We start from the raw sequence: 25,280 nt of genomic DNA on the forward strand, positions 1-25,280 counted from the left end.
CACAGGAGTGGCGACACCCGATGACCAACGACGAAAAGCTGCTCTCCTACCTCAAGCGGGTCTCCGCCGACCTGGCCCAGACCCGTCAGCGGCTGCGCGAGGTGGAGACCCAGGACCGGGAACCCATCGCCATCGTCGGGATGAGCTGCCGCTTCCCCGGCGGTGTGACCACCCCCGAGGAGTTCTGGCAGCTCGTCCACGACGGCACCGACGCCATCGGTGACTTCCCCGAGGGCCGGGGCTGGGACGTCGACGCGCTCTACGACCCCGACCCGGACGCCACCGGCAAGACCTACGTCAGGCGCGGTGGCTTCCTGGACGACGCGGCCGGGTTCGAGCCGGACTTCTTCGGCATCAGCCCCCGCGAGGCGGTCGCGATGGACCCCCAGCAGCGGCTGCTGCTGGAGGTGTCGTGGGAGGCTCTGGAACGGTCCCGCATCGCCCCCGACTCGGCGCAGGGCGCCCGGATCGGGGTGTTCGCGGGCACCAACGGGCAGGACTACAAGGACCTGTTGGCGAGGATGCCGGAGGACAGCGAGGCGGCGCTCGGCACCGGTGTGCTGGCCGCCGTCATCTCCGGCCGCATCTCCTACACCCTGGGCCTGGAGGGCCCGGCCGTCACCATCGACACCGCCTGCTCCTCGGCGCTCGTCGCGGTGCACCTGGCCGTCCAGGCGCTGCGCAACAAGGAGTGCGCCCTCGCCCTCGCGGGCGGCGCCACCGTGATGTCCACGCCGAACAACTTCATCGCCTTCTCCCGGCAGCGGGGTCTCGCCCTGGACGGCCGCTGCAAGTCCTTCGCGGACGCGGCGGACGGCACCGGCTGGAGCGAGGGCGCCGGCATGCTGGTGCTGGAACGGCTCAGCGACGCCCGCCGCAACGGCCATGAGGTGCTGGCCGTCGTCCGCGGCTCCGCCGTCAACCAGGACGGTGCCTCCAACGGCCTCACCGCCCCCAACGGGCCGTCCCAGCAGCGCGTCATCCGTGCCGCGCTCACCGGGGCACAGCTCGGCCCGGCCGACGTGGACCTGCTGGAGGCGCACGGCACGGGCACCACCCTCGGTGACCCGATCGAGGCCCAGGCCCTACTCGCCACCTACGGCCAGGACCGGCCCGCCGACACCCCGTTGTGGCTGGGGTCGGTGAAGTCCAACATCGGGCACACCCAGGCCGCCGCCGGCGTCGCCGGCATCATCAAGGCCGTCATGGCGATACGGAACCAGGTCCTGCCCAAGTCGCTGTTCGCCGACGAGCCGTCCACCAAGGTCGACTGGGACCAGGGCCAGGTCCGGCTGCTGACCGAGAACCGGCCCTGGACCGACCCCGGCCGCCCGCGCCGGGCCGCCGTCTCCTCCTTCGGCGCCAGCGGCACCAACGCACACACGATCCTGGAGGAGGCTCCCGCCGAGGAGACGGCCGAGGCCGACGCCCGTTCGGCGCCGCCGCTGGTCCCGTGGGTGCTCTCCGGCCGCACCGAGCGTGCCCTGCGCGAGCAGGCCGCCCGCCTGGTGGCCTCGGCCGGCGAGCTGGACGCGGTGGACGTGGCGCACTCCCTGGCCGCCACCCGCACCGCCCACCAGTACCGGGCCGTCGTCCTCGGCGCCGACCGGGACACCCTCGTCGCCGCGACGGACCGGGTCGCCGAGGGCGGCCAGGGCGCCGCGTCCGGCCGGGTCCGCAAGGGCCAGACCGCCTTCCTGTTCACCGGCCAGGGCTCGCAACGGGCCGGTATGGGTCGGGAGTTGTACACCCACTTCCCGGTGTTCACCCGCGCCGTCGACGAGATCTGCGGGTTCTTCGGCGACGACCTGCGCGACCTCATGTTCGGCGACGACCCCGAGCCGCTGAACCGGACCGCCCGCACCCAGACCGCGCTGTTCGCCTTCGAGGTCGCCCTGTACCGGCTGGTGGAGTCCTGGGGTGTGACCCCCGACTATCTGGCCGGGCACTCCATCGGCGAGATCGCCGCCGCCCATGTCGCGGGCGTCCTCGACCTGAAGGACGCGACCACGCTGGTGGCCGCGCGCGGCCGGCTGATGCAGGCGCTGCCCGAGGGCGGCGCGATGATCGCCGTACGCGCCACCGAGGAGGAGGTCCGCCCGCTGCTCACCGAGCGGGTCGGTATCGCCGCGATCAACGGCCCTGATTCCGTGGTGATTTCGGGCGACGCCGCCGAGGCCGAGGCGGTGGCCGCCCGCTTCGGGAAGAGCCGGCGGCTGAAGGTCTCGCACGCCTTCCACTCGCCGCTCATGGAACCGATGCTGGACGACTTCCGGGCCATCGTGCGGTCCCTGACCTTCCGCCGGGCCACGATCCCGGTGGTCTCCAACGTCACCGGCACCCTCGCCACCCAGGACCTCGCCACCCCCGACTACTGGGTGCGCCATGTGCGCGAGGCCGTCCGCTTCCACGACGGGATACGCGCCCTCGCCTCCGAAGGCGTCACCCGCTACCTCGAACTCGGCCCGGACGCCGTGCTGACGGCCATGGCCCGCGAGTGCCTGGCCGCCGACGGCACGGACACCGACGCCGTGCTGGCCGCGGCCACCCGCCGCGAGCGCGACGAGACCGAGACCCTGCTCACCGCCGTCGCCCGGATGTACGTCGGCGGCGCGACCGTCGACTGGACCGCGCTGTTCACCGGCGCCCGCACCGTCGACCTGCCCACCACCGCCTTCCAGCGCGACCGGTTCTGGCCCGAAGCGGTCACCAGCGTCGGCGACGTCGGCTCCGCCGGACTGGACTCCGCCGACCACCCCCTGCTCGGCGCGGCCACCGTGCTCGCCGACTCCGACGGCGCCGTGCTCACCGGCCGGCTCTCGGTGCGCACCCACGCCTGGCTCGCCGACCACGTCGTCGGCGGCTCGGTCGTCGTCCCCGGCACTGCCATGGTCGAACTCGCCGTACGCGCCGGCGACCAGGTCGGCTGCGGCCGCCTGGAGGAACTCGCCCTGGAAGTACCGCTGGTGCTGCCCCAGGACGACGGCGTGCGCGTCCAGGTCGCCGTCGGCGCACCGGATCCGTCCGGCGCCCGTACGGTGCACGTGTACGCCCGCGCCGAGAGCGCGCCAGCCGGCGAGCCGTGGACCCTGCACGCCTCCGGCCTCCTCGCCGCCGGCACCGGCACCCCGGGCACCCGCCTGGACGTCTGGCCGCCCGAGGGCGCCGAACCCCTCGACACCACCGGCCTCTACGAGCGGCACGCCGCCGCAGGACTGGAGTACGGGCCCGTCTTCCAGGCCCTGACGGCCGCCTGGCGGCGCGGCGAAGAGGTGTTCGCCGAGGTACGGCTGCCGGAGCGGCCCGCCGCCGACGCCCCGCGCTTCGGCCTGCACCCGGCCGCCTTCGACGCGGCCCTGCACTCCCTGGCCCTGCTCGGTGACGGATCCGCCGACGACACCGCCCGGCTCCCCTTCATGTTCGCGGGCGTCACCCTGCACGCCGTCGGCGCCTCCGTACTGCGCGCCCGGCTGGTGTCCACCGGGCCGGACGCCTTCGCGGTCGACCTGGCCGACGCCACCGGCGCCCCCGTCGCCACGGTCACCTCGCTCGCCGCCCGCCCGCTCACCAACCTGCGCGCCGCGCGCGACACCACCGCCGACGCCCTGTTCACCCTCGACTGGCAGCCACTGCCCCTGGAGACCGACGCCCCCGACACCGATCACCGGGTGCTGCACAGCACGCCAGGGGCGGACGCGGCCGCCGTACGGGAAGCGCTGCACAGCGCGCTCGCGGCTCTCCAGGACGATGACCCCCGCCCGTTGGCGGTCGTCACCTACGGCGCGGTCAGCGTCGCGGGCGAGGACGTGCCCGACCTGGCGGGTGCGGCCGTCTGGGGCCTGGTGCGGTCCGCGCAGTCGGAGAACCCGGACCGGTTCGTACTCCTCGACCTCGAACCGGGCGCCGATGCCGTTGCCGTGCTGCCTGGCGTCCTCGCCTCCGGCGAACCGCAGGTCGCGCTGCGCTCCGGAGCCGCGCGTGCCGCGAGGCTGGTGCGAGCCGAAGTGCCCGAAGAATCGGGTGCGTTGAACTTCGACGCCGAGGGCACGGTTCTTCTCACCGGTGCCACCGGTGGTCTCGGCCCGGTGCTCGCCCGGCACCTGGTCACCGCGTACGGCGTCCGTCACCTCGCGCTGCTCAGCAGGTCGGGCAACTCCGGCGACCTGATCGCCGAACTGGCCGGCCTCGGAGCCACCGCGACCGCCCACGCCTGCGACGTGGCCGACCGGGACGCCCTCGCCGCCGTGCTGGCCGGCATCTCAGCCTCACGCCCCCTCGGCGCGGTCGTCCACGCCGCCGGTGTCCTGGACGACGGCGTGGTCTCCTCGCTCACCCCCGAGCGGATCGACACGGTCCTCGCACCGAAGGCACTCGGCGCCCTCCACCTGCACGAACTGACGGACGGTGTCTCGGCGTTCGTACTGTTCTCGTCCGTCGCCGGCACCGTCGGCGCCCCGGGCCAGGGCAACTACGCCGCCGCCAACGCCCTCCTGGACGCCCTCGCCGCGCACCGTCACGCCCACGGCGCACCCGCGCTGTCACTGGCCTGGGGACCGTGGGCCCCGTCCGGCGGTATGACCAGCTCCCTCGACGAGGCCGACCGTGCCCGGATGGCGCGCGGAGGCATGACCGCCCTCTCGGCGGAGGACGGCACCTCCCTGTTCGACCGGGCGGTGCGCACCGGCCGTCCCGCCCTCGCGCCGGTACGTCTCAACCTGCCCGCGCTGCGCGCCCAGGGCAGCGGACTCGCGCCCGTCTTCCGCGCGCTCGCGGGCCGCCCGGTGCGCCGGGAGGCCGCCGCCGAAGGCGCCGATGTCACCTTCGCCGAGCGCATGGCCGCCCTCGGGGAGGAGGAGCGGGCCGAGGCGCTGCTGCACACGGTCCGCGCCCACGTCGCCGCCGTGCTCGGGCACGCCAAACCGGACAGCGTGGAGACCGACCGGGCCTTCAAGGACCTCGGCTTCGACTCGCTCGCCGCGATCGAACTGCGCAACTCGCTCTCCGCCGAGCTCGACCAGCGGCTGAGCGCCACCCTCGTCTTCGACCACCCGTCGCCCGAGGCGCTCGCCGTGCACCTCGGCACCCTGGTCGGCGGTGCCCTCACCGGAGCCCGCCGGGGCCGCCGTACCGTCAAGGCCCGCGCGGACGAGCCGCTCGCGATCGTGGGCCTGGCATGCCGCTACCCGGGTGACGTCCGCAGCCCCGAGGACCTGTGGCGGCTGGTCGCCGACGGCACCGACGCCATCACCCCGTTCCCGGCCAACCGCGGCTGGGACGCGGACCGGATTGTCGACCCGGCCCGGCAGCGGCCCGACACCTCCTATGTGGGCGAGGGCGGATTCCTGCACGACGCGGGCGAGTTCGACGCCGCGTTCTTCGGGATCAGCCCCAAGGAAGCCGTCGTCATGGACCCGCAGCAGCGGCTGCTGCTGGAGGCGTCCTGGGAGGCGCTGGAGAGCGCGGGCATCGACCCGCACAGCCTCAAAGGCAGCCGCACCGGAGTGTTCGCCGGTGTCCAGTACCACGACTACTTCGGCAGCTTCGGCTCCGGCAGCATCATCTCCGGGCGCATCGCCTACACCCTGGGCCTGGAGGGCCCGTCGCTGTCCGTCGACACGGCCTGCTCCTCCTCGCTGGTGGCGCTGCACCTGGCCGCGCAGTCGCTCAGGCAGGGCGAGTCCAGCCTCGCGCTGGTCGGCGGTGTCGCGGTCATGGCCACCCCGGAGACCTTCATCGAGTTCAGCAGGCAGGGTGCGCTCGCTCCCGACGCGCGCACCCGCGCCTTCGCCGACGCGGCGGACGGCACCGTGTGGGGCGAGGGCGTCGGCGTCATGGTGGTGGAGCGGCTCTCCGACGCTCGCCGCAACGGACACGAGGTACTGGCCGTCGTCCGCGGCACCGCCGTCAACCAGGACGGCGCCTCCAACGGCCTCACCGCCCCCAACGGCCCCTCCCAGGAACGCGTCATCCTCGAAGCCCTGGAGAACGCCCGCCTCACCACCGCGGACGTGGACATCGTGGAGGCCCACGGCACCGGTACGACGCTGGGCGACCCGATCGAGGCGCAGGCGCTGCTGGCCACCTATGGACAAGAGCGCTCCACGGACACTCCGTTGTGGCTGGGCTCGGTCAAGTCCAACATCGGGCACACCCAGGCCGCCGCAGGTGTCGCGGGCGTCATCAAGATGGTGATGGCCATGCGGCACGGGGTCCTGCCGCAGACCCTGCATGTGGACCAGCCGTCCACGAAGGTCGACTGGGACGCCGGACAGGTACGGCTGCTGACCGAGCAGCGGGACTGGCCGCAGCAGGGCCGGCCGCGCCGGGCCGGAGTGTCCTCGTTCGGGATCAGCGGCACCAACGCCCACGTCATCCTCGAACAGGCCCCGCCCGCTCCCGCCGAGCCGGATCACACCGGACCCGAGGGCCTCGCCGTCCCGTGGCTGCTCACGGCCAAGACGCCCGCCGCGCTCGCGGGCCAGGCCGCAGCCCTGCTCGGCCACCTCGACACCCACCCCGATCTCGATCCGTCCCACATCGGCTGGACGCTCGCCACCGCCCGCGCCCGCTTCGCGCACCGGGCCGCGATCACCGGTGCCGACACGGCCGAACTGCGCGGCGCGCTGGCCGCGTTGGCCGACGGCACCACCGCCCGCACCCTCGTGGAAGGCACCGCGGCCGGCCGCGCCCGGCCCGTGTTCGTCTTCCCCGGCCAGGGCTCCCAGTGGTCCGGCATGGCCACCCAACTCCTCGACGACTCCCCGGCGTTCGCCGCCCGCATGGCCGAGTGCGCAGCCGCCCTCGCGCCGTACACCGACTGGGACTTCCACACCGAGCTGCGCGGCGACCTCGACCGCGTCGACGTCGTGCAGCCGCTGCTGTGGGCCGTGATGGTGTCCCTGGCGCACACCTGGAGCGCGTACGGCGTCACCCCGGCCGCCGTCATCGGCCACTCCCAGGGCGAGATCGCCGCCGCCTGCGCCGTCGGCGCCCTGTCGCTGCAGGACGGCGCCCGTGTCGTCGCCCTGCGGTCCCAGGCCATCGCCGAACTGCTGTCCGGCTCGGGCGGCATGATGTCCGTCGCCGAGGGCGCCGACGCGGTCCGCGCCCGGCTCACCGCCTGGGACGGCAGGCTGTCGGTCGCCGCCGTCAACGGCGCCGCCTCCACGGTGGTGTCCGGCGATCCCGACGCCCTCGACGAACTCCAGGCGCGGCTGCGCGAGGAGAAGGTCCGCGCCAAGCGCCTGCCCGTGGACTACGCCTCCCACAGCACCCACGTCGAGACCCTGCGCGAGCGCCTTGCCGACGTCCTCGACGGCATCGAGCCGCGCGCCACCCAGGTGCCGTTCTACTCGACCGTCACCGGCGCCCCCATCGACACCACGGAACTCGGCGCCGGGTACTGGTACACCAACCTGCGCGGAACCGTGCTGTTCGAGGACGCGGTGCGCGCCGCCGTCGCCGACGGACATCAGCTGTTCATCGAGTCCAGCCCGCACCCGGTGCTCACCGTCGGCATCCAGGAGACCGACGACGCCGTGGCCGCCGTAGGCTCCCTGCGCCGCGACGAAGGCGGCCGGGACCGGCTGCTGACCGCCCTCGGCGAGGCCTTCACCCACGGCGCCGGCGTCGACTGGGCCGCCGTCGCCGAGGGCCGCCGCCCGCGCCGCGTCCCGCTGCCCGGCTACGCCTTCCAGCGCGAGTGGTACTGGCTCGACAGCACCGCGACCGGCGCCGACGTCACCTCCGCCGGACTCGCCCCCACCGACCACGCCCTGCTCGGCGCCGCGATGGTCCGGGCCGACAGCGAGGGCGCCGTCCTCACCGGACGCCTCTCCCCGGGCATCCAGCCCTGGCTGGAGGACCACCGGGTCGGCGGCCGGCTCCTCTTCCCCGGCACGGGGCATCTGGAGCTGGCCCTGCGCGCCGGTGACCAGGTCGGCTGCGGCGACATCGCCGAACTCACCCTGCACGCCCCGCTGGTCCTGCCCGACCACGGCGCCGTCCAGCTCCAGGTGGTCGTCGGCACGCCCGAGGGGGACACTCGCCCCGTCACCATCTGGTCGCGCCCGGAGAGCCCCGACGAGGAGCTGGCGTGGACCCGGCACGCCGATGGCCTGCTCGCTCCGACCGGCACCCTCGCGGCCACCGCCGACCCGCTGACCGCGTGGCCCCCGCAGGGCGCCGAAGCCATCAGCCTGGACGGCCTGTACGACGAACTCGCCGCCCTCGGCCTCCGCTACGGGCCGCTCTTCCAGGGCTTGCGCGCCGCCTGGCGCACCGAGGACGGCCTGTACGCGGAGATCGCCTCCGATGCCTCACCCGACGGCTTCGGACTGCACCCGGCCCTGTCCGACGCCGCCCTGCACACCGTCGGCCTCACCGACGCCGCGGGCGAGGAGGCCCTGCTGCCGTTCGCCTGGTCCGGAGTACGGCTGCACGCCACCGGCGCGACCGCGCTGCGCGTCCGCGTCCGGCCGACGGGTGAGGGCACCGTCTCCCTCGCCCTCGCCGACCCCACGGGCGCGCCCGTGGCCACCGTCGACTCGCTCACGCTGCGGCCCCTGAAGACCGCAGCGCTGGCCGCCGCGGCCCGCTCGGCACGGGCCGGCGCGCTCTACCGGGTGGACTGGGTTCCGGCCCCGGCGGCCCCGGCGGCCGATGCGGCAACGGACGTGATACGCGCCCCGGCCGGGGTGAGCGCCGCCGAGACCCGGGCGGCCATTGACACGGTCCTGGACGAACTGCGTGCCCGGCTCGCGGACGACGACCACACTCTCGTGGCCATCACCGGCACCGACCCGGCGGGAGCCGCCGTCGGCGGCCTGGTCCGCTCGGCCCAGTCGGAGAACCCCGGCCGTATCGTGCTGGTCGAAGCGGACGAGGAGCCGGACGCCGAACGCCTCGCCGAGGCGGTGGCCACAGGCGAGCCGCACCTCGCCTTCCGCGACGGCGCCTGGCTGGCGCCGCGGCTGGCCCGCGTCACCGACGGACCTGACACAGGCGAGAGCCCCGGACTGGGTACCGGCACCGTCCTGCTCACCGGCGCCACCGGAGCCCTCGGCGGTATCCTCGCCCGCCACCTGGTCGCCGAGCGGAACGTCCGGCACCTGCTGCTGCTCAGCCGCAGCGGCGCCACCGACGGCCTCGTCACCGAACTCACCGAGCTGGGCGCCGAGGTGACGAGCGTCGCCTGCGACGTCGCCGACCGCGCCGCGCTCACCGCCGTGCTGGACGCCGTACCGGCCGACCGGCCGCTGACCGCCGTGATCCACGCGGCCGGAGTACTCGCCGACGGCGTGCTCGGCTCGCTGACCGCGGAGCGGATCGACACGGTGTTCCGGCCGAAGGTCGACGCCGCCTGGAACCTGCACGAACTCACCGCGGACCTCGACCTGTCGGCGTTCGTGCTGTTCTCCTCGTCCGCCGCCACGCTCGGCTCGCCGGGCCAGGCGAACTACGCGGCTGCCAATGCCTACCTGGACGCGCTCGCCGCACACCGCCGTGCCCTCGGGCTGCCCGCGCACTCACTGGCCTGGGGGCTGTGGGCGCAGGCCGGCGGCATGACCGGCACCCTCGACGAGACGGACCTCACCCGCATCGCCCGTGGCGGAGTCGCCCCGCTGGAGACGGCGGAGGGCGTGGCCCTCTTCGACGCCGCCGTGCGCGGCGACGACCCCGCCGTGTTGCCGGTGAAGCTGGACATGGCCTCCCTGCGCGCCCAGGGCGAGGGCCTGGCCCCGCTGTTCCGTGCCCTGGTGCCCGTACGCCGGGCCGGTGCGGCCACCGGGCAGAGCGCGACAGGCGGTGCCGACGCCCTGCGGGAGCGGCTCGCCGGGCTGCTGGAGGGGGAGCGCGAACCGTTCCTCACCGAACTCGTGCAGAACCACGTCGCAACCATCCTCGGCTACCGCTCCGCCCAGGACGTCGGCCGCACCCTGGCCTTCAAGGAACTCGGCTTCGACTCGCTGGCGGCCGTGGAACTGCGCAACCGGCTCACCGCGGCGACCGGCCTGCGGCTCCCCGCGACCCTCGTGTTCGACCACCCCACGCCGACGGAACTCGCCGGTTATCTCTTCGGTGAACTGACCGGCACCCTCACCGAGGAGACCGTTCGCACGGCTCCCCGGAGCGCCGCCGACGACGAACCGATCGCCGTCATCGGCATGGCCTGCCGCTTCCCCGGCGACATCGCCTCGCCCGAGGACCTGTGGCGGCTGGTGGCCGAAGGCCGCGACGCCATCGGCGAGTTCCCGAACGACCGCGGCTGGGACGTGGACAACCTCTACGACCCGACCCTGGACCGGCCCGGCACCAGCTACACCCGGCACGGTGCCTTCCTCTACGACGCCGCCGACTTCGACCCGGCGTTCTTCGCCATGGACGAAGAGGAGGCAGAGGTCACCGACCCCCAGCAGCGGCTGCTGCTGGAGACCTCCTGGGAGGCGCTGGAGCGCGCTTCCATCGACCCCGCCACCCTGCGCGGCTCCGACACCGGTGTCTTCGCCGGCGTGATGTACCACGACTACTTCGGCAGCTTCGGCTCCGGCAGCGTGGTCTCCGGCCGGGTCGCCTACACCCTGGGCCTGGAGGGACCGACGCTGTCCGTCGACACGGCCTGCTCCTCCTCTCTGGTGGCGCTGCACCTGGCCGCCCGGTCGCTGCGCGACGGGGACTGCTCGCTGGCGCTGGCCGGGGGAGTGACCGTCATGGCCACCCCGGGCACCTTCGTGGAGTTCAGCCGGCACCGGGGCCTGTCCCGGGACGGCCGCTGCAGGCCCTTCGCGGACGCGGCCGACGGCACCGGTTTCGGCGAGGGGGCCGGCGTGCTGCTGCTGGAACGGCTCTCCGACGCCCGCCGCAACGGTCACAAGATCCTCGCCGTGCTGCGCGGCACCGCCGTCAACCAGGACGGCGCCTCCAACGGCATCAGCGCCCCCAACGGCCCCGCCCAGCAGCGCGTCATCCGCCGTGCCCTGCGGGCGGCCGGCGTCGGGGCCGCCGAGGTGGACGTCGTCGAGGCCCATGGCACCGGCACCACCCTCGGCGACCCCATCGAGGCCCAGGCACTGATCGCCACCTATGGTGCCGAGCACACCGAGGACAGCCCGTTGTGGCTCGGCTCGGTCAAGTCCAACCTGGGCCACACCCAGGCCGCCGCCGGTGTCGCCGGGGTCATCAAGATGGTCGAGGCCATCCGCAACGAGACCCTGCCGGCCAGCCTCGGCGTCGACCGCCCCTCCCGGCACGTGGAGTGGGAGGGCGCGGGTGTCCGCCTGCTCACCGAGAACCGCCCCTGGCCCGACCCGGGCCGCCCGCGCCGCGCCGCCATCTCCTCCTTCGGTATCTCCGGCACCAACGCCCATGTCATCGTGGAGGCCGCGCCCGCGGAGGAGCCCGAGCCCCCGCACACAGCCCCGCCGGTCGACACCGTGCCGTGGCTGCTCTCCGGCCACACCCCCGACGCCCTGCGTGCCCAGGCCACCCGACTGCTGGAGCACCTGTCCGCCGCCCCGGACACCGACCCGCACCGCCTCGCCGGCGCGCTCGCCCACGCCCGCACCCGACTCGGCCACCGGGCCGCCGTACTCGGCCGCACTCGGGATGAACTGATCGCGGGTGTACGGGCGTTGACCGAGGGCCGCACCCCTCGGGCCGGTGCCCTCGGCACCGCCACCGACGGCCGGCTCGCCTTCCTCTTCTCCGGGCAGGGCTCGCAGCTGCCGGGCATGGGCACCCGTCTGGCGGCGGCGTTCCCCGCCTTCGCCGCCGCCTTCGACGAGATCCGCACCCACCTGGACCCGCAGCTGGACCGGCCGCTCGCCGACGTCCTGGACTCCGCCGAACTGCTGGAGCGCACCGAGTACACCCAGCCCGCGCTGTTCGCCGTGGAAGTGGCCCTGTACCGGCTGCTGGAGTCCTTCGGCGTCCGGCCCGACACCCTGGCCGGGCACTCCGTCGGCGAGTTCGCCGCCGCCCATGTCGCGGGCGTGCTCGGCCTCAAGGACGCCTGCACCCTCGTCGCCGCCCGGGGACGACTGATGCAGGCCCTGCCCGAGGGCGGATCGATGATCGCCGTACAGGCCACCGAGGACGAGGTAACACCGTTGCTGGGCGGCGGAGTCGGGATCGCCGCCGTCAACGGGCCCCGGTCGGTGGTCGTTTCCGGCCCCGCCGGACCGGCCCGCGCCCTGGCCGCCCACTTCGAGCGCACCAAGGAGCTGGCCGTCAGCCACGCCTTCCACTCGTCCCTGATGGAGCCGATGCTGGAGGAGTTCCGCGAGATCGCCGCGTCGCTGTCGTACGGCACCCTGCGCATCCCGCTGGTGTCCACCCTGACCGGCGCTCCGGCCGCCCCCGACGAGCTGTCCACGCCCGAGTACTGGGTGCGGCACACCCGCGAGGCCGTCCGCTTCGCCGACGCCGTCACCGCCCTGCACGACGCGGGCGTACGGCACTTCGCGGAGGTCGGCCCGGGCAGCGCGCTGAGCACCGCGGCCGGTGAGTGCCTGCCGGACGGTACGGCCGTCGTACCGCTGCTGCGCAAGGACCGCGAGGAGTCCGAGGCCCTGCTCTCCGGGCTCGCCGCCCTGCACGTGCACGGCGCCGCCGTCGACTGGACGGCCCTGCTGCCGCACCGCGACGGCTCGGACCTGCCCACCTACGCCTTCCAGCGCAGCCGATACTGGATGACCGGCGACCTCGGCCTGCCTCGCCCGGCGGCCGACCATCCGCTGCTCGGCACCGCCGTCGAACTCGCCGGTGCCGACGGCACCCTGTACACCGGCCGCCTCTCCCTCGCCGACCACCCGTGGCTGGCGGACCACAGCGTCGGCGGGGTGCCGCTGCTGCCGGGCACCGCCTTCGTGGAGATGGCGCTCGCCGCCGGAGCCCGCGTCGGCTGCGGCATGGTGGAGGACCTGACCGTTACCGAACCGCTGGTCCTGCCCGAGGACGGCGCCGTCCGCCTCCAGTGCACGGTCGGCGAGCCCGATGCGTCCGGCGCCCGCGCCTTCCGCGTGTACGCCGCCACAGCCGACGGCGACCCGTGGACCACCCATGCCACCGGCCTGCTGCGGCCCGCCGAGGAGCGAGGGGCCCACGACCTCACCGCGTGGCCGCCGCCAGGCGCCGAACCGGTCGACCTGGACGGCGTCTACGAGCGGCTGGCCGAGCTGGGCGCCGAATACGGGCCCCGCTTCCAGGGCCTGCGCGCTGCCTGGCGGCGCGGCGACGAGGCGTACGCCGAGGTCGCCGTCTCGACCGACGGAGCCGCGTTCGGCCTGCACCCGGCGCTGTTCGACTCCGCCCTGCACACCATCGGGCTGCGCACCGGGGCCGAGGAGCGCATGACGCTGCCCTTCGCGTGGAACGGTGTCGAGCTGTACACGCGGGGCGCGCGTGCGCTGCGGGTGCGGATCGCGCCGGCCGGTACCGGCGCGGTGCGCATCGAGGCCGCGGACGAGACCGGCCGGCCGGTGGCGCGAGTGGCGTCCCTGTCGCTGCGGGAAGTGGACCCGCAGCGGATCGCCGCGGCCGCCGCGGGCGGACACGACGACCTCTTCGCCCTCGACTGGATGCCCCTCTCCGTGCCCGCGGCCCCGCAGGCCGGGCGGTGGACCGTACTCGGCGCCGGCCGCGAGGAGTTGGCCGGTGCTCTGGCCGGTGAGGTGGCCGAGGTCGCCGTCGCCGCCGGCCTGGCCGAGGCCGCCGAACAGGCCCCCGACACCCTGGTCGTCGTCCACACCGGCGGCGACGGACCGGACGCGAACCGGGCCGGCGTCCGCGAGTTGCTCGCCCGGGTGCAGGACTGGCTGGCCGACGCCCGGTTCGCCGACACCACCCTGGTGGTGTCCACCAAGGGCGCGACCGGTCCCGAGAACGTCGCCGACCCCGGCGCCGCCGCCGCGTGGGGCCTGATCCGCTCCGCCCAGTCCGAGCACCCCGACCGCCTGGTCCTCGCCGACCTGGACGACACGGACGCCTCCCGGCGCCTGCTGCCCTCCGCCGTCGCCTCCGGCGAACCCCAACTGGCACTGCGGGAGGGGAGGCTGAGCGTTCCCCGGCTGGTGCGCGCCCCGCGCCTGGCCGAGTCCGCCCCGGCCGACTGGTCCGGCGGTGTCCTCGTCACCGGCGGCACCGGCGCGCTGGGCCGGCTGATCGCCCGGCACCTGGTCACCGCGCACGGCGCCGAACGGCTCGTGCTGCTCAGCCGCAGCGGACCCGAGGGGCCCGGCGCGGCCGAGCTGAGCGAGGAACTGACCGCGCTCGGCGCGCAGGTGACGATCGTCGCCTGCGACGCCGCCGACCGTGCCGCCCTCGCCCGGGTCCTGGACGAAAACCCCGTCTCCGCGGTCGTCCACACCGCGGGCGTCCTCGCCGACGCCGTCCTCACGTCGCTCACACCGGAGCGGCTGGACACGGTGTTGCGCCCGAAACTGGACGCGGCCTGGAACCTGCACGAACTGACCCGGGAACGGCCGCTGAAGGCGTTCGTGCTGTTCTCCTCCGCGGCCGGTCTGCTCGGCAGCCCCGGCCAGGCCGGCTACGCGGCCGGCAACACCTTCCTCGACGCCCTCGCCGCGCACCGCCGCTCGCACGGCCTGCCCGCGGTCTCGCTGGCCTGGGGCGCCTGGGCGGGCAGCGGCGGCATGGCCGACCGGCTCGGCGACACCGACAGCCGTCGTATCGCCTCCGGCGGAGTGCTCGCCCTCGACGCGGAGGCGGGGCTCGCCCTGTTCGACACGGGCGTGGGCCGCGCCGAACCGGTGCTGCTGCCGGCTCGTCTCGATCTCGCCCCGCGTGAGGCCGCCCGTATCGCCCCGCTGCTGCGCTCCCTGGTAAGGGCGCCGCGCCGGACCGGGCCCGGAGCATCGGCCGCCGCCTCGGCGCTGCGCCGCGAACTGGCCGGACTCGCGCCCGAGGAGCGGGCCGAACGGCTGCTGGGGCTGGTGCGGGACGAGGCCCGGGCGGTGCTCGGCATTGAGGAGATCGAGAACGAGCTGCCCTTCAAGGACCTCGGTTTCGACTCGCTGACCGCTGTCGAGTTCCGCAACCGGCTCAACGAGGCCACCGGCCTCCGGCTGACCGCCACGCTCGTCTTCGACCACCCGACACCGGTGGCGCTCACCGAGCACCTCGCAGTCGAGCTGGCCCCGCGCACCGAGGACGGCCCGCGCGACGAGCACGACACCGTTCGGGCGGCGCTCGCCGCCATCCCGGTGGCCCGGCTCCGCGAGGCCGGCCTGCTGGACAGTCTGCTCGAACTCGCCGGACTGCGGCCCGCGCCGGACTCGGCCGCGGCCGGTGAACCCGGCGGCGCGTCGATCGACGCGATGGACGCCGAGAGCCTGATCAGCATGGCCCTGGACGACCTCGTCGAGGACGACGACGCCCTGTGACGACGCTTGCGACAAGGAAGAACACCATGGCCGAGGCCGAGAAGCCGGACACCAGGATGGTCGAGGCGCTGCGCGCCTCGCTGAAGGAGATCGAACGGCTGCGGGAACGCAACCGTGCGCTGACCGCCGCGGCCCGGGAACCGGTCGCGATCGTCGGCATGGCCTGCCGCTACCCGGGCGGCGTCCGGTCCCCCGAGGACCTGTGGCGCCTGGTCGCGGACGGCGCGGAGGGTATCACCGAGTTCCCCGGCGACCGCGGCTGGGACCCGGACCTGTACGACCCGACCCCGGGCGTGCCGGGCCGCTCCGTCACCCGCGAGGGTGGGTTCCTGCACGACGCGGGCGACTTCGACGCCGCGTTCTTCGGCATCAGCCCGAACGACGCCCTCGTCATGGACCCGCAGCAGCGGCTGCTGCTCGAAGGCTCCTGGGAGGCGCTGGAGAACGCCGGTATCGACCCCGTCTCGCTGCGCGGCAGCCGCACCGGTGTCTTCGCGGGCGTCATGTACCACGACTACTTCGGCAGCTTCGGCTCCGGCAGCATCGTCTCCGGCCGCGTCGCCTACACCCTCGGACTGGAGGGCCCGACGCTCAGCGTCGACACCGCCTGCTCCTCGTCGCTCGTCACGCTGCACCTGGCCGCCCAGGCACTCCGGCAGGGCGAGTGCACCCTGGCGCTGGCCGGGGGAGTGACGGTGATGGCCTCGCCGGGCACCTACGTCGAGTTCAGCCGGCAGGGCGCCCTCTCCCCGGACGGACGCTGCCGCTCCTTCGCCGACGACGCGGCCGGCACCGGGTTCTCCGAAGGCCTCGGCGTCCTCGTACTGGAACGGCTGAGCGACGCCCGGCGCAACGGCCACGACGTACTGGCCGTTGTCCGCGGCTCCGCCGTCAACCAGGACGGCGCGTCCAACGGCCTTACGGCGCCCAATGGTCCGTCGCAGCAGCGGGTGATCCGCCAGGCGCTGGCCGCGGCCCGCTTGTCGGCCGCCGACGTGGACGTGGTCGAGGCACACGGCACCGGTACGACGCTGGGTGACCCGATCGAGGCGCAGGCGCTGCTGGCCACCTACGGCCAGGACCGCGAAGCCCCGCTCTGGCTGGGGTCGGTGAAGTCCAACATCGGGCACACCCAGGCCGCCGCCGGTGTCGCGGGTGTCATCAAAATGGTGATGGCGATGCACAAGGGCGTGCTGCCGAAGACCCTCCACGCCGACCAGCCGTCCACGAAGGTCGACTGGGACGCCGGCCGCGTAAGCCTTCTGACGGAACATCAGCCATGGCCCGGTACGGACCGTCCACGCCGAGCGGGCATCTCCTCCTTCGGGATCAGCGGCACCAACGCCCACACGATCATCGAGGAGCCGTCCACGGAGGACCGGCCCCCGAAGGACCCCGACGCCCCCGCCGTCGTATGGCCCCTGTCCGCCCGGTCCGCACAGGCCCTGCCCGCTCAGGCCGAGCGCCTGCACGCCTTCCTCACCGGCCGGCCGGAGCTGCACCCTGGGGCCGTCGCCCGGGCCCTCGGCACCCGGCGCGCCGCGTTCGACCACCGCGCGGCCGTCACCGGCACCGAGAGGGAGCAGCTCCTGGCCGGACTGCACGCCCTCGCCACCGGGACCCCTGCCCCCACGGCCGTCTCCGGAAAGGCCCGGACGGGGGCTCGTACGGCGTTCCTGTTCACCGGGCAGGGCGCCCAGCGCCTCGGCATGGGCCTCGGACTCCGCGCCCGCTACCAGGTGTTCGCGGACGCCTTCGACGCGATCGACGCCCGCCTCGGCCTGGACCTCGCCGGGCTGCTCGCGGGCGACGACGCCGACGCCGTGCACCGCACCCAGTACGCCCAGACGGCACTGTTCGCCTTCGAGGTGGCTCTGTTCCGGCTGCTGGAGTCCTTCGGTGTGCGGCCCGACATCCTGGCCGGGCACTCCGTCGGGGAACTCGCCGCCGCCCATGTGGCGGGCGTCCTCGACCTGGACGACGCCTGCACCCTGGTCGCCGCCCGCGGCCGGCTCATGCAGGCGCTCCCGGAAGGCGGCGCGATGGTCGCCGTACAGGCCACCGAGGAAGAAGTACGGCCGCTGCTGGACGGCCGGGTCGGGCTCGCCGCGGTCAACGGCCCGTCGTCCGTGGTTCTTTCGGGCGAGGAGGACGCGGTGCTCGCCGCCGCCGAGGGTTTCGCGAAGACCAGGCGGCTCTCCGTCTCGCATGCCTTCCACTCACCCCTGATGGACGGCATGCTCGACGAATTCCGTTCCGTGGCCGAGAAGCTGGCCTTCCACGAGCCGAGTATCCCGCTGGTGTCCACCCTCACCGGCCGCCCCGCCGACGGCGAGCAACTGCGCGACCCGGGCTACTGGGTACGGCACGTGCGGGAGACGGTCCGCTTCGCCGACGCCGTCGCCGCCCTCAACGACTCCGGCGCCGGCCGGTTCGTCGAACTCGGGCCCGACGGCGTCCTGACCGGCCTCGCCCGCGAGTGCGCGGAAGCCGACGGCGCCGTCTTCGTCGCCCTCGGCAGGCGGCACGGCAGCGAGCCCGCGGCTCTCATGTCCGGCCTCGCCCGCCTGTACACCGACGGCCTCGCCCCGGACTGGGCGGCGCTCTTCCCCGGTACGGACCGCGCCGACCTGCCCACCTACGCCTTCCGGCGGGACCGGTACTGGCTGAACGCGGACGTGGCCCTCACCGCCGGTGCCCTCGCGGAGCCGGTTGCGCCCGCCGCGGCCCACGAACCCGTGGACGCCGAGCCGTTGCGGCAGCGGCTGGCCGGGGCCGCTCCGGCCGAGCAGGAGGCGGCGCTGATTGAGGTGATCCGTGCCCAGACCGCAGCGATCCTCGGTCACTCGGGACCGGAGGCGGTCGAGCCGGATGCCGTATTCCTGGAGATCGGCATGGACTCGGTCTCCGCGGCCGAACTCCGCGGTGCCCTCGGTACTGCCCTGGGCACCCCCCTGCCGGCCGGTGCCGTCTTCGACCACCCCAGCCCGGCCGCCCTCGCCGCCGTCCTGCGCGAACACCTCGCCGACGGCGGCCGGCCGGCCCCGGCCGACGGCGCCGGAGACCTGGAGTCGGTCGGCGGGCTGGTGCGGCGCGCGGCGGCCGACGGGCGGATGGGCTCGGCCATCGAACTGCTGCGCACCGTCGCCGAGATCCTCCCCGGGTTCTCGTCCCTGACCGAATTCGGGGACGTCACCGACCCCGTACGGCTGTCCACCGGGTACGGCGACGCCTCGCCGCGGCTGGTCTGCCTGCCCTCGCCGATGGCACTCGGCGGCGCTCACCAATACGCCCGGTTCGCCCGGCACTTCCACGGCCGCCGTGACGTCCTGGTGCCGGCGGTGCCCGGCTTCGGTCCCGGGGAGGCACTGCCGCGTTCCGTGGACGCGGTGGTGGAGGTGGTCGTCGAGGGCATCCGCCGGGCCTGCCCGGACGAGCGGCCGTACGTGCTCGTCGGCTACTCCTCCGGCGGCCAGTTCGCCCACGCGGCCGCCGAGATCATGGAGAAGGCAGGACAACCGGCCGCGGGCGTCGTGCTGTTGGACACGTATCTGCCCGGGGACGACGGCAAGGACGACCTGTGGCGGCAGATGTTCGACGGGATGCTGGACCGCGAGTCCTCCCTCGGCGGCTTCGGAACCGCCCGCCTCGCCGCCATGAGCCGCTACAGCGATCTGATCCAGCACTGCATGCCGGGCGCGCTGACGGCGCCGGTCCTGTTCGTGCGGCCCACGGAGTCGTTCGCCACCGGCACCGACGACTGGCGGGCCACCTGGCCCGCGGAGCACGAACCGGTCGACGTACCGGGCACGCACTTCACGATTCTGGAGGATTGCGCCGAAGCCACCGCCCGGGCGGTCGAGGCGTGGCCGGCCGGCTCGGCGGCGGACTGAGGGAGGACTGCGCGGCAATATGCCGCGGGGCGCGGTGGCCGAAAGGCCCGCCGTGCACCGCGGCTTCTTCACTCGCCGGCCGCGCGAAAATGCGCAAGCCATGCATGGATATCGCAGCGGATACTGTCCGGGTCGACTCCTAATCGCAGGGCGATTTCGTCCGCTGCCAACTCCGGCTGCCAATCGCTGCGCTGGAGCGCCAGCCACACCGTTGTGCCGCGGGGGCCGCACCGGTGCCGCTTCCCGGTGCGCGCGCAGAGCAGCTCCAGATATCCGTCGGGCCGGACCCGCGCGGTCAGATCGTGGTCAGGCCTGCTGGCCATGGGACTTCCCGTCTTCCGTGGATTCTTCTGACGGGTGTGACGGTACCCGCAGACACCCCGCGAAACACGACTGTCAACCGGCCCTTTTGAAGAGGAGTCAAGTATCCGGTCAAGGTGGAGACACCGCTGCAGAAAGTTCGCGAGCAGCCGCCGAAACCTGGCGTGCCGAGGTAGAGAAACCTCTACCTCGAACCGGCCGGAGAATGCCAATGTGCCGCAGCCGCAGCGTTCCTAATCTGGTTCACAGACACCGCGTGAGAAGCGCGATATCTCATAGGGGAGCCCGCAGTGCACACTTCACAGGACCTTCGCATGGCGGAGGCGGTACGGCTCGACGCCGTGTCGAAGACCTATGGCCGAGGAGACAGCCAGGTGGCCGCGCTCCGCGGGCTCACCATGAGCTTCGCCGACGGCACCTTCACCGCCGTGATGGGCCCGTCCGGGTCCGGCAAGAGCACCTTCCTGCACTGCGCCGCGGGACTGGTCCAGCCCAGCTCCGGCAAGGTCACCGTCGGCGGCACCGACCTCGCCGGCCTGGACGACACCCAGCTGACCAAGCTGCGCCGGAACCGGATCGGCTTCATCTTCCAGTCCTTCAACCTGCTGCCCGCGCTGACGGTCATGCAGAACATCACGCTGCCGCTGCAACTGGCCGGACAGCGGCCCGACAAGGGCCTGATCCGCAACGTCGTACAGCGGGTGGGACTGAACGAGCGCCTCGGTCACCTGCCGGCCCAGCTGTCCGGTGGCCAGCAGCAGCGCGTCGCCATCGCCCGCGCCCTGGTGACCCGGCCCGCCGTGGTCTTCGCCGACGAACCCACCGGCGCCCTCGACACCCGCACCGCCGCGTCCGTCCTCGCGCTGCTGCGCGAGTCCGTCGACACCGCCCGCCAGACCCTGGTCATGGTCACCCACGACCCGGTCGCCGCCTCCTACGCCGACCGCGTGGTCTTCCTCGCCGACGGCACCTTCGCCGGCGAACTGCACCGGCCGACCGCCGATGCCGTGGCCGCCCGGATGACCAGGCTCGGCGCCTGGGAGGACGACACCCAGCGGCAGAGCTCCCCGCTGTCCTCCGGGGGGCGTTACTGATGTGGCAGCTGGCACTGCGCACCCTGAAGTTCCGCAGGACGAGCTTCGTCGCGACCTTCCTCGCCATGTTCCTCGGTGCCGCCATCGTCATCGGCTGCGGCGGCCTGATGGAGACGGGCGTCCGTATGGCGGCCGACCCGCAGCGCCTCGCCGGCGCCCCGGTCGTCGTCACCGGTGACCAGACCTACGACTCCACCGCCCTGACCGAACGTCACCGCATCGACCCCGCGCTGGTCGGCACGGTTGCCAAGGTCGACGGCGTGCGCACGGCCGTCGGCGACGTGTCGGTCCCGGCCACCGTCCTCAAGGACGGAAAGCCGCTGACCGGCAAGTCCGACTCGTACGGCCACGGTTGGGCCAGTGCCCGGCTCACCCCCTATACCCTCGCCGCCGGTGGATCCCCCGCCGCCGGCGGCGAGGTCGTCCTCGACTCGGGACTGGCCGAGCGCGCCGGCGCCCGTCCCGGGTCCACGGTCGACATCGTCGTCCAGGGCGCCACCCGGCAGTTCCGGGTCAGCGGCATCGCCGAGCAGCACGGCGGCCACAACCCGCACGCCGCGGTGTTCTTCACGGACGACGAGGCACGCACCCTCGCCGGCGGCCGGATCGACTCCATCGGCGTCCTGCCCGCACCCGGCAAGAGCGACGCCGCCGTCGCGGACGCGGTCCGCTCGGCGGTCGGCGACCGCGCCGAGGTGCTCACCGGCGAGCACCGGGGACTTGCCGAGCTGCCCGGCACGCTCCCCAGCAAGCGCACCGTCGTCATCCTCGCCGCCGTCTTCGGCTCGTCGGTCGTGCTGATCGTCATGTTCGGCGTCGCCTCCACGCTCGGCCTCTCCCTCCAGCAGCGCGCCCGCGAGATGGCCCTGCTGCGCGCCGTCGGCTCCACCCCCAAGCAGCTGCGCCGCATGATCCTCAGCGAGACGGCCGTGCTGTCGGTGGGTTCCGTGCTGCTCGCCCTGCTGCCCGGATGGGCCATCGGCCGGCTGCTGTTCGGGGTGCTGACCTCCAGCGGCGTGGTGTCGTCGGAGATCGTCTACCACGCCGGCTGGATCCCGATGGCCGTCGGCGCGATCGTCACCGTCCTCGCCGCGGCGGGCGCCACCCGCTTCGCCGGACGCAAGGCCGCCCGCACCGAACCGGTCGCCGCACTGGCCGAAGCCACCGCCGGCTCCCGCTGGTTCAGCGTGCCCCGGCTGCTGCTCGCTCTGTTCTTCCTCGCCAACGGCATCGGCCTGGCGATCGCCACCGCAACCGTGATGGACGACGGCCCCACCCTCGCCAGCACCGCAGGACCCGCCTCCGTGCTGTTCTGCATCGGCCTCGCCCTGCTCGCCCCCGGCATCACCAAGGCCATGGTGGCGCTGCTACGGCTCCCGGTGCGCGCCTTCTCCGGACTCTCCGGCCAGCTCGCGCTGCGCAACGCCGCCACCGCCAGTGTCCGCATGGCGGGCGCCGTCGCACCGATCGTCCTGCTCATCGGCATCGCCACCGGCACCCTGTACATGCAGTCCACCGAGGACCACGTCTCCCGGACCTCCTACGACAAGAACATCCTCGCCGACTACGTCCTCGACTCCACGGCGGGCGGGTTCGCCCCCGGCGTCGTCGAGAAGGTACGCGCCACTCCTGGTGTGGCCGCGGCGTCCGAACTCGTCATCAGCCGCGGCTTCGTGGACCGGCCGGACGGCCTGGCCGACGCCGACCTGCGCGGAGTCTCCGCCGAAGGCGTGCGCCAGAGCCTCGACCTGCCCGTCGTAGCCGGCTCGCTCGCCGACCTGCGGGGCAACACCGTGGCCCTGTCCGACAAGAAGGCCCGTGAGTACGGCGTCAAGGTCGGCGACCGGCTACCCATGCACCTCGGCGACGGCACCGCCGTACGTCCCACCGTCGTGGCCCTCTACACCGACAACCCCAAGCAGGAGTACCTGACGCTGCCCGCCGCCGCCCTCGCCCCGCACACCGGCGACGGACTGCCGCACCAGATCCTGGTCCGCACCGCGCCCGGCAGCGGCACCGCGGCCCACGACCGACTCGCCGCGCTGGCCGCCCGGGTGCCCGGCACCGAACTGGACGTCAGCTCCTCGCTCGCCGGCCGGAACAGCCAGATCCAGCAGATCCTGGTGTCCGCCAACTACACGATCGTCGCCATGATCGTGGGGTACGCCGCCATCACCGTGGTCAACACCCTGGTGTCGGTCACCCGGAAACGGAGCGCGGAGTTCGGCCTTCAGCGGCTCACGGGCGCCACCCGCGCCCAGGTGATCGCGATGCTGACCGTCGAGGGCGTGCTGATCGGAGTCATCGCCACCGTCCTCGGCACCATCGCCTCGGCGACGACGATCGTCCCCTACAGCCTCGTCAAGAGCGACTCGTACCTGCCCTCCGGATCCATCGGCATCTACCTCGCCATCGTCGGCGGGTCGCTGCTGCTGGTGTTCGGAGCCACGCTGCTGCCCTCCTGGCGCGGTATGCGCAGCCCCGCCGTGGACACGGTGAAGGCCGCGTGAGCCACCCCCTGACCGGGCCGTCCCCGCTCCCCCCGGGCGGGGGCGGCCCCGCCATGAGCGGCGCGGCGGAATGGGAACATGAAGGCATGAAGACTGTGCCGGTCACCTGGCGCGGCGTGCTCGGCCGCGCCGCCCTGGACACCCTGGTCGGCGTGGCGATCGCCGCCGGAGCCCTGCTGTCGATCGTCCTCTTCGTCACCACCACCTACTTCATCATCATCTCCGTGATCGGCATCGGCTTCCTCGCCCTGCCCTACTGCACGCGCGCGGTGCGCTGGCTGGCCGACCTCAACCGGCGCGCGGCCGCGCATTCCGGCGTCCCGGTGGAGCGGCCCTACCGGCCCGAGCCGGAGGAGATCGAGAAGGACATCGTCGGCTGGATGCGCCGCTGCAAGTGGATCCTGACCGATCCCGCGACCTGGCGGGATCTGCTGTGGCTGCTGCTCAACTGCGTCGTCGGCCTGGTCGGTTTCGTACCGGCCGGGCTGCTCTACTACGCGGGGGAGGGGCTGTTCCTGGCCTGCGGCCTGTGGCGGCCCATCGCGGCCGGCGGACAGGGCCGCTGGTATGCCTCCGTCACGGTCGACAGCTGGCCGGCCGCGTTCGTCGCGGGTCTGCTGGCGCTCGTCGTGCTCACCGGCTGGGTGTTGCTGAGCCCGCTGGTGCTCAAGGGGTACGCCTACTTCGTCCGCTTCCTGCTCGGGCCGACCCGGCAGTCCCAGCTGGCCTCCCGGGTGCAGCATCTGTCGGAGACCCGCTCCGGCGCCCTCGACATCCAGGCCGCCGAACTGCGCCGTATCGAACGCGACCTGCACGACGGCGCGCAGGCCCGCCTGGTCAGCCTCGGCCTCCAACTCGGCGCGGTGGACCGGAAGATGGCCCAGGACCCCGAGGAGGCGCGGCGGCTGCTGCGGCAGGCCCGCACCTCCTCCGTACAGGCCCTGAGCGAACTGCGCGACCTGGTCCGCGGCATCCACCCGCCGGTCCTCGCCGAACGGGGCCTGGCCGATGCGCTGCGGGCCCTGGGCCTGGCCAGCCCCCTGCACGTCACCGTGGTGGCGGACCTGCCCGGCAGGCTGCCCGACCCGGTCGAGTCCGCCGTCTACTTCGCGGTGTCGGAGCTCCTGGCCAACGCCCTCAAACACGCCGAGGCCCAGCGTGTGGAGATCCTCGCCTGGTACGAGGAGGGCACCCTGCACGCCCGCGTCACCGACGACGGCCACGGCGGCGCCGACACCTCGGCCGGGAGCGGCCTGGAGGGCATCCGACGGCGGCTGGCATCCTTTGACGGGGTTCTGGAGATCGACAGCCCCCCGGGCGGACCGACCGTGATCAAGATGGAGCTACCGTGCGCGTTGTCCTCGCCGAAGACCTCTTCCTCCTGAGGCAGGGGATCATCCAACTCCTGGAGGCGTACGAGTTCGAGGTGGTCGCGGCCGTCGACAACGGCACGGACCTCGCCGCGGCGATGGCCGAGCACCGGCCCGACGTGGCCATCGTCGACGTACGGCTGCCGCCCACCTTCACCACCGAGGGCCTGCAGGCCGCCCTGCGCGCCCGCCGTGAGCAGCCCGGCCTGCCGATCCTCGTCCTCTCCCAGCACGTCGAGCAGATGTACGCCCGCGAACTGCTCGCCGACGGCACCGGCGGCATCGGCTATCTGCTGAAGGACAGCGTGCTGGACGACGAACAGTTCATCGACGCCGTACGACGGGTGGCCGCCGGTGGTACGGCCATGGACCCGGCCGTGGTCGCCCAGTTGATGACCAGCCACTCGCGGGACGAGCCGCTGGCCGCGCTCACCGGGCGCGAACGCGAGGTGCTGGAGCTGATGGCCGAGGGCTGCTCGAACACGGCGATCGCCCAGCGGCTCACCGTCACCGAGGGCGCGGCCGCCAAGCACATCTCCAACATCTTCACCAAGCTGATGCTGCCGCCGTCGAGCGACAGCAACCGCCGGGTACTCGCGGTGCTCGCCTACCTCAACGCCTGAGCCGTGCCCCCTCGTTGGGGCGGATAGGGGTGGTCGCCCGTCTTCGTGCGGGCGAGACTGCTGGAGCA

Annotated in this window: 7 protein-coding genes; 6 read left to right on the forward strand and 1 reads right to left on the reverse strand. The window is 73.7% G+C overall.

Annotated elements, in window-relative coordinates; all coding sequences use genetic code 11:
• Nucleotides 1–20 precede the first annotated feature (20 nt).
• Entirely contained in the window at nucleotides 21–15,401 is a 15,381-nt protein-coding gene (locus tag AV521_RS04080; RefSeq protein WP_076083293.1) for a type I polyketide synthase, read from the forward strand.
• A gap of 26 nt (nucleotides 15,402–15,427) precedes the next feature.
• On the forward strand, nucleotides 15,428–19,294 hold the full coding sequence (locus AV521_RS04085) for a type I polyketide synthase (protein ID WP_076083296.1): 3,867 nt from the start codon (nucleotides 15,428–15,430) through the stop codon (nucleotides 19,292–19,294).
• A 68-nt stretch (nucleotides 19,295–19,362) separates the two neighbouring features.
• Here AV521_RS04085 and AV521_RS04090 read toward each other — a convergent pair whose 3' ends face one another.
• Nucleotides 19,363–19,617 carry a hypothetical protein gene (locus tag AV521_RS04090; protein ID WP_076083300.1) on the reverse strand — a complete coding sequence of 85 codons (255 nt, stop codon included), beginning with the start codon at nucleotides 19,615–19,617 and terminating at the stop codon, nucleotides 19,363–19,365.
• Between the two features lie 288 nt (nucleotides 19,618–19,905).
• Between AV521_RS04090 and AV521_RS04095 the strand changes: the two genes are divergently transcribed.
• The 4 genes from AV521_RS04095 (at nucleotide 19,906) to AV521_RS04110 (ending at nucleotide 25,212) form a co-directional block, all read left to right on the forward strand.
• Nucleotides 19,906–20,709, forward strand: a complete 804-nt coding sequence (locus AV521_RS04095) for an ABC transporter ATP-binding protein (protein ID WP_076083303.1) — start codon at nucleotides 19,906–19,908, stop codon at nucleotides 20,707–20,709.
• Nucleotides 20,709–23,219: an FtsX-like permease family protein gene (locus tag AV521_RS04100; protein ID WP_076083306.1), complete on the forward strand. Its 2,511-nt coding sequence runs from the start codon at nucleotides 20,709–20,711 to the stop codon at nucleotides 23,217–23,219. Before AV521_RS04095 ends, AV521_RS04100 begins: the two co-directional genes overlap by 1 nt.
• Before the next feature lie 86 nt (nucleotides 23,220–23,305).
• Nucleotides 23,306–24,604, forward strand: coding sequence for a sensor histidine kinase (locus AV521_RS04105; RefSeq protein WP_179022810.1), 1,299 nt, complete (start codon nucleotides 23,306–23,308; stop codon nucleotides 24,602–24,604).
• Entirely contained in the window at nucleotides 24,568–25,212 is a 645-nt protein-coding gene (locus AV521_RS04110; protein WP_023544514.1) for a response regulator transcription factor, read from the forward strand. The genes AV521_RS04105 and AV521_RS04110 overlap by 37 nt, the downstream gene beginning before the upstream one ends.
• Nucleotides 25,213–25,280 lie beyond the last annotated feature (68 nt).

Origin of the sequence: Streptomyces sp. IMTB 2501 (assembly GCF_001953885.1) — a bacterium.
Classification (GTDB): domain Bacteria; phylum Actinomycetota; class Actinomycetes; order Streptomycetales; family Streptomycetaceae; genus Streptomyces.